General features: G+C 66.7%; 9 protein-coding genes. 5 read left to right on the top strand and 4 right to left on the bottom strand.

The features are described 5' to 3' along the window. On the bottom strand, nucleotides 1-938 hold a 938-nt coding region (locus tag AC2VOG_RS10565), incomplete at its 3' end, for a PE-PPE domain-containing protein (protein WP_486939845.1). A gap of 164 nt (nucleotides 939-1,102) precedes the next feature. On the opposite strand from AC2VOG_RS10565, the gene AC2VOG_RS10560 reads away from it, so the two are divergent. Further along, entirely contained in the window at nucleotides 1,103-1,894 is a 792-nt protein-coding gene (locus AC2VOG_RS10560) for a hypothetical protein (RefSeq protein WP_486939844.1), read from the top strand. A gap of 60 nt (nucleotides 1,895-1,954) precedes the next feature. Here the strand turns inward: AC2VOG_RS10560 and disA are convergent, their stop codons facing one another. The 3 genes from disA to AC2VOG_RS10545 are packed head-to-tail and all read right to left on the bottom strand — an operon-like array spanning nucleotide 1,955 to nucleotide 5,097. Next, nucleotides 1,955-3,067, bottom strand: a complete 1,113-nt coding sequence (disA, locus tag AC2VOG_RS10555) for a DNA integrity scanning diadenylate cyclase DisA (protein ID WP_486939843.1) — start codon at nucleotides 3,065-3,067, stop codon at nucleotides 1,955-1,957. Continuing rightward, complete coding sequence (radA, locus tag AC2VOG_RS10550) at nucleotides 3,067-4,497, bottom strand: DNA repair protein RadA (RefSeq protein ID WP_486939842.1); 1,431 nt, start codon at nucleotides 4,495-4,497, stop codon at nucleotides 3,067-3,069. Before radA ends, disA begins: the two co-directional genes overlap by 1 nt. 30 nt (nucleotides 4,498-4,527) lie before the next feature. After that, complete coding sequence (locus AC2VOG_RS10545) at nucleotides 4,528-5,097, bottom strand: copper chaperone PCu(A)C domain-containing protein (RefSeq protein ID WP_486939841.1); 570 nt, start codon at nucleotides 5,095-5,097, stop codon at nucleotides 4,528-4,530. 321 nt (nucleotides 5,098-5,418) lie between these two features. On the opposite strand from AC2VOG_RS10545, the gene carD reads away from it, so the two are divergent. The 4 genes from carD to AC2VOG_RS10525 all read left to right on the top strand — a co-directional run. Next, nucleotides 5,419-5,907 carry an RNA polymerase-binding transcription factor CarD gene (carD, locus tag AC2VOG_RS10540; protein WP_486939840.1) on the top strand — a complete coding sequence of 163 codons (489 nt, stop codon included), beginning with the start codon at nucleotides 5,419-5,421 and terminating at the stop codon, nucleotides 5,905-5,907. 35 nt (nucleotides 5,908-5,942) lie between these two features. Then, on the top strand, nucleotides 5,943-6,611 hold the full coding sequence (gene ispD / locus AC2VOG_RS10535) for a 2-C-methyl-D-erythritol 4-phosphate cytidylyltransferase (protein WP_486939839.1): 669 nt from the start codon (nucleotides 5,943-5,945) through the stop codon (nucleotides 6,609-6,611). Next, nucleotides 6,608-7,078, top strand: a complete 471-nt coding sequence (ispF, locus tag AC2VOG_RS10530) for a 2-C-methyl-D-erythritol 2,4-cyclodiphosphate synthase (RefSeq protein ID WP_486939838.1) — start codon at nucleotides 6,608-6,610, stop codon at nucleotides 7,076-7,078. The genes ispD and ispF overlap by 4 nt, the downstream gene beginning before the upstream one ends. A 125-nt stretch (nucleotides 7,079-7,203) precedes the next feature. Further along, a partial coding sequence (locus tag AC2VOG_RS10525; RefSeq protein WP_486939837.1) for a class I tRNA ligase family protein occupies nucleotides 7,204-7,775 on the top strand: 572 nt, incomplete at its 3' end.

Below are 7,775 nucleotides of genomic sequence, written 5' to 3'. Positions count from 1 at the left end.
TTGACGATGCTATCGAGCAGCCCGCTGTTGGCGGCGCCGTGCTCGAATACCGAGCTGAGCCAGGCGTCGACGTTGTTGATGTTGTCGGAGATGTTGACTTCGGTGAGCAAGTTGTCGGTCGTGGTGGTCGCGTCGGCGACTTGAGTCGGCGTCAATCCCAGGTACTCCACGTGCCGGTAAAACAGGTTGAACAGCGGGTCCAGCAGGCCCCCCTGGGTGAAGTCGGGCTGGAAGTTGGCAACGCCGTCGCCGGCCAGCGAGTAGACAGTGGTGGGGTACAGATCGTCCGGCGTCACATTTCCCAGGACGCCGTCGAAGCCGAAGTCGGTGAGCAGCGTGTTCGTCAGGCTGGTCCCGAAGATCCCGTCCATGTCGGTGACCAAGTTCGGCCATAAACCGGTTCCCGCGAGGGATGGGTCGCCGATGAACACGAAGTGCAGATCCTGGCTGGGGATACCGTCGGCCTCGAGCTTGGTCATGGCGATCGACTCCGCGGTGGCACTTTGGGAGTAGCCGAAGATGGTCAGCGGGTCGGTGGCGCTGAAAGCGCCTGGATTGGCGGCGAATTCGTTCTGCACGGCCAGAGTGACGTCGTCGGCGGCGGTGAGACTGCTGGGCCCCTGCTGGATCAGTTCGGGCGTGGTCAACACCTGTAGCGGCGCGGCGCACGGGTCGGTCGCGACCATGTCGCAGACCGTGGAGGAGGTCGCGCCGCCGTCGAAGCCGAGCGCATGCAGATACACGTTCTCGGCGGTCTGCGCGAAGGCGGTCGACGGCGTCGGCTCGGTGGTCCCGCCGAGGATGATTGCCGTATCGCTGCCCGCGAGCGGACCGAGCGGCGCGTCATCAGCGTGGGCAGCCTGACTGGCCAGCAGCCCGGAGAGACCGGTCATCAGGCCAACGGCAGCGACTTTCGCGAGCACCTGGTATCCATTCACGGGTTCTTCTTATCTGAAGCCAAGCCTGGATATGGGAGTTTCTTCAACTTGGCCGACGAAGCTCCGGCGGGAGTGCGTCGGGAGCACAGCACGCCGCCAGCTAACTGGGCGACACGCCGGGCCGGGTCGGAGCTGTCGGTGTGACCTGGCCTTATCGTGTAAACGTGCTGGATCTGGAACCGCGAGGCCCGCTGCCGCCGGAGATCTACTGGCGACGCCGGGGATTGGCGATCGGCGTCGCGGTCGTGGTGGTTGCCATCGTTGTGGCGATCGTCGTCGCCGTGATGAGCGGAAGCGCAGGTGCGAACACCTCGAACGCCGCCAAGAAGCCGACGCAAAGTGCGCAGGGGGCGAACCCTGAGGTCAAAACTCAGGTCGAGGCGCCGGCGGCCGGTCAAGACGCCGGTCAGCCGCCGGAGACACCCACCGCGGCCGTCCTGCCGCCGCCGGTGCTCAATGCAGGTGACGACTGCCCGGACTCCACGCTGGCCGTCAAGGGCTTGACCAACGCGCCCCAGTACGCCATCGGCGACCAGCCGAAGTTCGTCATGGTCGTGACTAACATCGGGCTGGTGGCCTGCAAGCGCGATGTCGGCGCCGCCGTGCTGGCCGCCTACGTCTACTCGCTGGACAACAAGCGGTTGTGGTCGAACCTGGACTGCGCGCCGTCCAACGAGACTCTGGTCAAGACCTTCGCCCCCGGTGAGCAGGTGACCACCGCCGTCACCTGGACCGGGATGGGCTCGGCCCCGCACTGCCCGCTGCCCAGGCCGGCGATCGGGCCCGGCACCTACAACCTGGTCGTACAGTTGGGAAACCTTCGCTCGCTTGCGGTTCCGTTCATCATGGCTCCGCCGCTGCCTCCCGGCGCCGCGCCGCCTCCGCCTCCCGGGTTGCCCGGACCACCGCCGGCGCCCGGCCCGTTGCCCGGGCCGGTGCCCGCTCCCGGCGGCTGATGCCGAGCCGATTGCGTGGCTCTTTCTCATCGCGGCCCGCGCTCGGCATCGTCACCGCGCCTAGCTGAGCGGATCTCCGATCGTCGATTCGGCCAACTGGGACAGACCTTCTCGTACTTGGCGAGCCCAGATCTCGCCGATTCCCTCGACAGCTTCGAGGTCGCCCGCGCTGGCGGCCAACAGCCCCTGCAGCGATCCGAATTCGCGGACCAACCGGTCGGCGTGGGCGAACTGGAGACGCGGGATTTCCGACATGGCCCGGTAGCCGCGTGAGCTCACCGCCGAGTCCTGCGCCTCTGCTGTCGACGGATAGCCGAAAACCCTTGCTATGGTGGTGAAGTCGAGCAGTTCGGCGTCGGTCATGGCATCCAGTTCGTCGAGCGTGGTGGCGACCTCGGCCTTGGACAGCGGCTCGGGATTGGCGTGGTAGTCCCGCACTATCAGTTCGCGCGAAGCATCGTTGCCGCCCAGCAGTTCTTCCAGCTGCAGGCGCAACTGGCGTCCATCGGTGCCCAATTCGACGACTTCGTAGTCCAGTTCCACCCCGATCCGGCGGACCAGCTCAAGCCGCTGTACCACCGTCATCACGTCGCGCAGCGTCACGAAGTCCTCGATCTCGGCGCGCGACAGCTGCCTGCTGACCTCGTCGAGGCGCGCTTTGTAGCGCTCGAGCGTGGCGATCGCCTGGTTGGCCCGCGACAGGATGGTCGACGAGTCGGCCAGCACGTGTCGTTCACCGCTGAAGTAGACGGTCACGATGCTCATGGAATGGCTGACCGAGATCACCGGGTAGCCGACCTGGCTTGCGGCGCGCTCCGCCGACCGATGCCGGGTGCCGGACTCGTCGGTGGGTATCGACGGGTCGGGAACCAGTTGCACGTTGGCCCGCAGGATCTTGCTGCCGTCGGTGGACAGCACCACCGCGCCGTCCATCTTGCACAGCTCACGAAGCCTGGTCGGGGCGTAGCGAACATCCAGCGAGAAGCCGCCGTCGCAGATGGCTTCGACATTGTCGTCGTAGCCGAGAACAATCAGGGCGCCGGTGCGGCCGCGCAGGATACGTTCCAGGCCGTCGCGTAGCGCGGTACCCGGCGCCAGGCGCGCAACCGCCTCATGCAGGGTGGGACGCTCCTGCGGCGTCGAGCCGTTGTTCGTTGCTTTGCCGACTGTCATCACAACTCATTGTGCTCCGGGGTCGCGGTGTCCAATCGATGTGGTGGTGTGGGCGCAGTGCCGCATCGCTCGGTGATGTTGAGGACGTGCTGCAACGCAGCACCGATGTGCGGCGCCTGCAGTGTCTTCAGCCCCGCGGGCACGCTGCCGGCGCCGGATGGGATCAGCGCCGTGGTGAACCCCTGCCGGGCCGCTTCGGCCAGTCGGCGTTCCATGCCGTTGACCCGCCGCAGATCGCCGGCCAGCCCGACTTCGCCGATCATCACCGCGGTCGCCGGCAGCGGCAGGTTGGCATAGGCCGACGCGAGGGCCACCGCGACCGCCAGGTCCGAGGACGGGTCGGTCAGTCGCATACCGCCCACGGTGGACAGATAAATGTCGTTGACGGCGATCTTGAGCCCGGCGTGCTTTTCCAGTACCGCGGCGATCATCGAGGCACGCGAGTGGTCGATCCCACTGACCGCGCGGCGCGGTGAGCCGCCCGACGGCGTCGCCAGCAGCGCCTGGATCTCGCCGACCAACGGTCGCTTGCCGTCGAGGGTCACCGTGATCGCGGTACCGGCGACCGGCTGTGGCCGCTGATCCAGGAAGAGCCCAGACGGATCGGTGATGCCCTCGATTCCATTGTCTTGCAACAGAAAACAGCCGACTTCGTCCGCGGCGCCGAATCGGTTCTTCACCCCCCGCACCATCCGCAGCACCGAATTGCGATCGCCTTCGAAATGCAGCACCACGTCGACTAGATGCTCGAGCGAGCGTGGGCCGGCGATGGCGCCGTCCTTGGTGACGTGGCCGACCAGAATCAGCGGCACACCAGTGGTTTTCGCCGCAGTGGTCAGCGCGGTGGTGACCGCGCGTACCTGCGTCACGCCCCCGGCGACCCCGTCGCTGTCGGAGCTGGCCATGGTCTGCACGGAGTCGACGACTACCAGCGTCGGCTGGACGGCCTCGATGTGGCCGAGCACGGCGTGCAGATCCGAATCGGCGGCCAGGTAGAGCTCGTCGTGGCTGCAGCCGGTACGGTCGGCGCGCATCCGGATCTGGCCGCGCGACTCCTCGCCGGACACGTACAGGGCGCGCCGTCCAGACGTCGCCCACTGATGGGCGACCTTGAGCAGCAGTGTCGATTTCCCTACGCCTGGATCACCGGCGAGCAGCGTGACCGATCCCGGCACGACGCCGCCGCCCAGGACGCGATCGAGTTCGTCAATTCCAGTGGGGCAGTGGCGGGTCCCGTCTGGCTCTACCGAGCTGATCGGGACGGCGGCCGATGACGGGCTCACGGCGGATCGGGTGCTGCCCCGTACGGCGCTGAGGACAGCAACCTCGTCGACCGAGCCCCAGGTGCCGCATTCCAGGCAACGACCGACCCACTTGGCCGTGACATGGCGGCACTCCGAGCAGCGATACTGCGAACGTGCCTTGGCCACCCCGTGACGGTATCCGGCGGGTGTGACAGATCAGCGCAGGGTGGGGATGTGAGCTTCCGGCGCCGAAATCGGTACCGCCACGCTGACGCTGCCGGCCTTCTCGAAGGTGAAGGTGACGTTGTAGTTCGGCCCGTTGGTGATCGGCTTGCTCAACGCGATCGTGGCCTTGACGGTATCGGCGTTCTCGACGTCGTCGTCGGCCTTCTTGGGCTGGTCGTTCTGCGTGCCGACGAACAGCACGCCGTTGGCGTGCAGGGTCGAATCGCCGGTGACGGTCACCTTGCCGATGTCGGTCGTTATACCGACGAGCTTGTCGGCGACGTCCGGTGACTGGTTGACGGCGACCAGCACCAAGTCGACCGTGGCTCCCGGGCGCAGAAAGTCACTGGTCTGCAGCGCTTGGATGTGCACATTACGCAGCGCGACGTCTTTGACCGTCGCCTCGTTGCCGTCGACGGCGGACTGCTGCATGGCGGTCTGCGAGAGCTGGCCGGTGCCGCACCCAGCGAGCGTGACAGCGCCGATCGCGGCGGCTGCGGCAAGCCAGGCGAGCTGTGCCGAGCCGCGAGATCTCGGGACGCGGTAGTCGAAGCGATTCACTCAAAGCCTCCTGCTGGGCCCTCGAACACCTGCGGTTCGACTATGCACAGTAGTAGGTCGGTCCGGCCGGTGGAAGCTGAGGGCGCCGATGGCGCAAGCTGGCGGTTGGAACAGCGCAGTAGCTCCTGACGTGAGACGAACAGCACGCCGGATAGGGCTTGCGCACAGCGTCGAACAGGTCCTCGAAAGGCCGTCGTGTTGCACGAATTTCGCGGTCTGTCAAGCCCCTCTGCGCGCGCGCGGTGCCCCTGACCTGCATCGTTGTTCTACGCTCGTCGGCGCGGCGTGTTATGATAGAACGACGAAAGGGGCTCGAAACTGATGAATTTTGAGGTCGGAGACACCGTTGTCTATCCACACCACGGTGCTGCGTTGATCGAGGCGATCGAAACCCGAACCATTAAAGGGGAGCAGAAGGAATATCTCGTCTTGAAGGTGGCGCAGGGCGACCTGACAGTTCGAGTACCTGCTGACAATGCCGAATATGTCGGCGTCCGCGATGTGGTTGGACAAGAAGGCCTCGACAAGGTGTTCCAGGTGCTGCGCGCGCCGCACACCGAAGAGCCGACCAACTGGTCCCGCCGCTACAAGGCCAATTTGGAAAAGCTTGCCTCCGGCGACGTCAACAAGGTTGCTGAGGTTGTTCGCGACCTGTGGCGCCGCGACCAGGAGCGCGGCCTGTCCGCCGGCGAAAAGCGCATGCTGGCCAAGGCCCGCCAGATCCTGGTGGGTGAATTAGCGCTGGCCGAAAGCACGGACGACGCCAGGGCGTCGGACATTCTGGACGAGGCGCTGGCCGCCGCTTCTTGATTTCGTGACGACTTTCTGACGTTCGAGGAACCGTATTGACCGGCACGGTCGCTGTAGTTCCGGCCGCTGGTTCCGGCGAGCGCCTGGGTGCCGGTGTGCCCAAAGCGTTCTATCAGCTCGACGGCAAAACCCTGGTCGAGCGGGCTGTCGACGGTCTGTTGTCCTCGGGTGTGGTCGACCGCGTGGTGGTGGCTGTGCCCGCTGACCGCACCGACCGGGCAAAGCTGATCCTCGGCCGGGACGCGACCGTCGTCGCCGGCGGAATGAACCGCGGCGAATCGGTCAGCCGGGCACTGGCCGCCGTCGGCGCCGGGGAACCAGATTTCGTTCTGGTGCACGACGCCGCCCGCGCCCTGACACCGCCCGAGCTGGTGATACGGGTCGTGCAAGCGCTGCGGGCCGGGCATTCGGCCGTCGTGCCCGTGCTGCCACTGGCGGACACCATCAAAGCCGTCGACGCCGACGGCGCGGTGCTGGCAACACCCGAGCGCGCCGGTCTGCGCGCCGTGCAGACGCCGCAGGGCTTCACCACCGAGCTGTTGCTGCGGGCCTATCGGCAGGCCGGCACGGCCGAGTTCACCGACGACGCGTCCCTGGTCGAGCATGTCGGAGCCCGGGTTCAGGTCGTCGCCGGCGACCCGCTCGCCTTCAAGATCACCACGCGGCTGGACCTGCTGCTCGCACAAGCGATCGTGAGCCAGTGAACGTCCGGATCGGCCTGGGCACCGACGTCCACGTCATCGAGGCCGGAAGACCGTGCTGGCTGCTGGGTCTGCTGTTTTCCGACGTCGACGGCTGTGCCGGGCACTCCGACGGCGACGTGGCCGTACACGCACTGTGCGATGCGCTGCTGTCGGCGGCCGGCCTCGGTGACATCGGCGAGGTGTTCGGCGTCGACGACCCGCATTGGGCCGGTGTTACCGGTATGACGATGCTGCGCCACGTCGCCGAACTGCTTACCGAGCACGGCTTTGCGGTCGGTAACGCGGCAGTCCAGGTCGTCGCGAACCGGCCCAGGGTCGGACCGCGCCGGGCCGAGGCGCAGACGGCGCTGTCGGACGTGCTGGGCGCGCCGGTGTCGGTCTCAGCCACCACCACCGACGGATTGGGTCTGACCGGACGCGGGGAGGGTCGCGCGGCAATCGCGACGGCTTTGCTGGTCGCCAGTTGACGGTGTGCAGCGTGGGAGATCGATTTCGCCGGTGACGGACATCCAGCGCGGTTTGTACCCAGATTTGATCCGAGGCGACCGCGGTGGTCGTCGATGTCTCATCCGGCCCGGTAAGCTGGCACGTCGTGACCGATTGCGCCGGCCTGCGGCTACACGACACGGCAACGGGTGCCGTCCGTGATTTTGTGCCGCTGCGGTCCGGTCACGTTTCCGTCTACCTCTGCGGCGCTACCGTGCAAGGGCTCCCGCACATCGGCCACGTGCGCAGCGGCGTCGCGTTCGACATCCTGCGCCGCTGGCTGACGGCGCGCGGCTGCGACGTCGCATTCGTTCGCAACGTCACCGATATCGACGACAAAATCTTGCACAAGGCCGCCGCGGCGGGCCGTCCGTGGTGGGAGTGGGCGGCGACCTACGAGCGGGCGTTCGCCGCAGCGTACGACGCACTCGGCGTCCTACCGCCGTCGGTCGAACCGCGTGCCACCGGCCACATCACGCAGATGGTCGAGCTGATCGAGCGACTGATCGACTCCGGCAACGCCTACCGGGGTTGCGGCGACGTCTATTTCGATGTGCTGAGTTACCCCGACTACGGCCGACTGTCCGGGCACCGGGTCGACGACGTTCACCAGGGCGAGGGCGCGGCGACTGGTAAGCGCGATCAGCGCGACTTCACGCTGTGGAAGGGCGCCAAGCC

The sequence above is a fragment of the Mycobacterium sp. TH-M11 genome (assembly GCF_057473725.1).
This window is presented reverse-complemented; position numbering and strand designations above follow the sequence as displayed.

Excerpts from the sequence above, each read along its gene's own strand:
- disA (WP_486939843.1), bottom strand. The coding sequence starts at position 3,067 with ATGACAGTCGGCAAAGCAACGAACAACGGCTCGACGCCGCAGGAGCGT.
- carD (WP_486939840.1), top strand. The coding sequence starts at position 5,419 with ATGAATTTTGAGGTCGGAGACACCGTTGTCTATCCACACCACGGTGCT.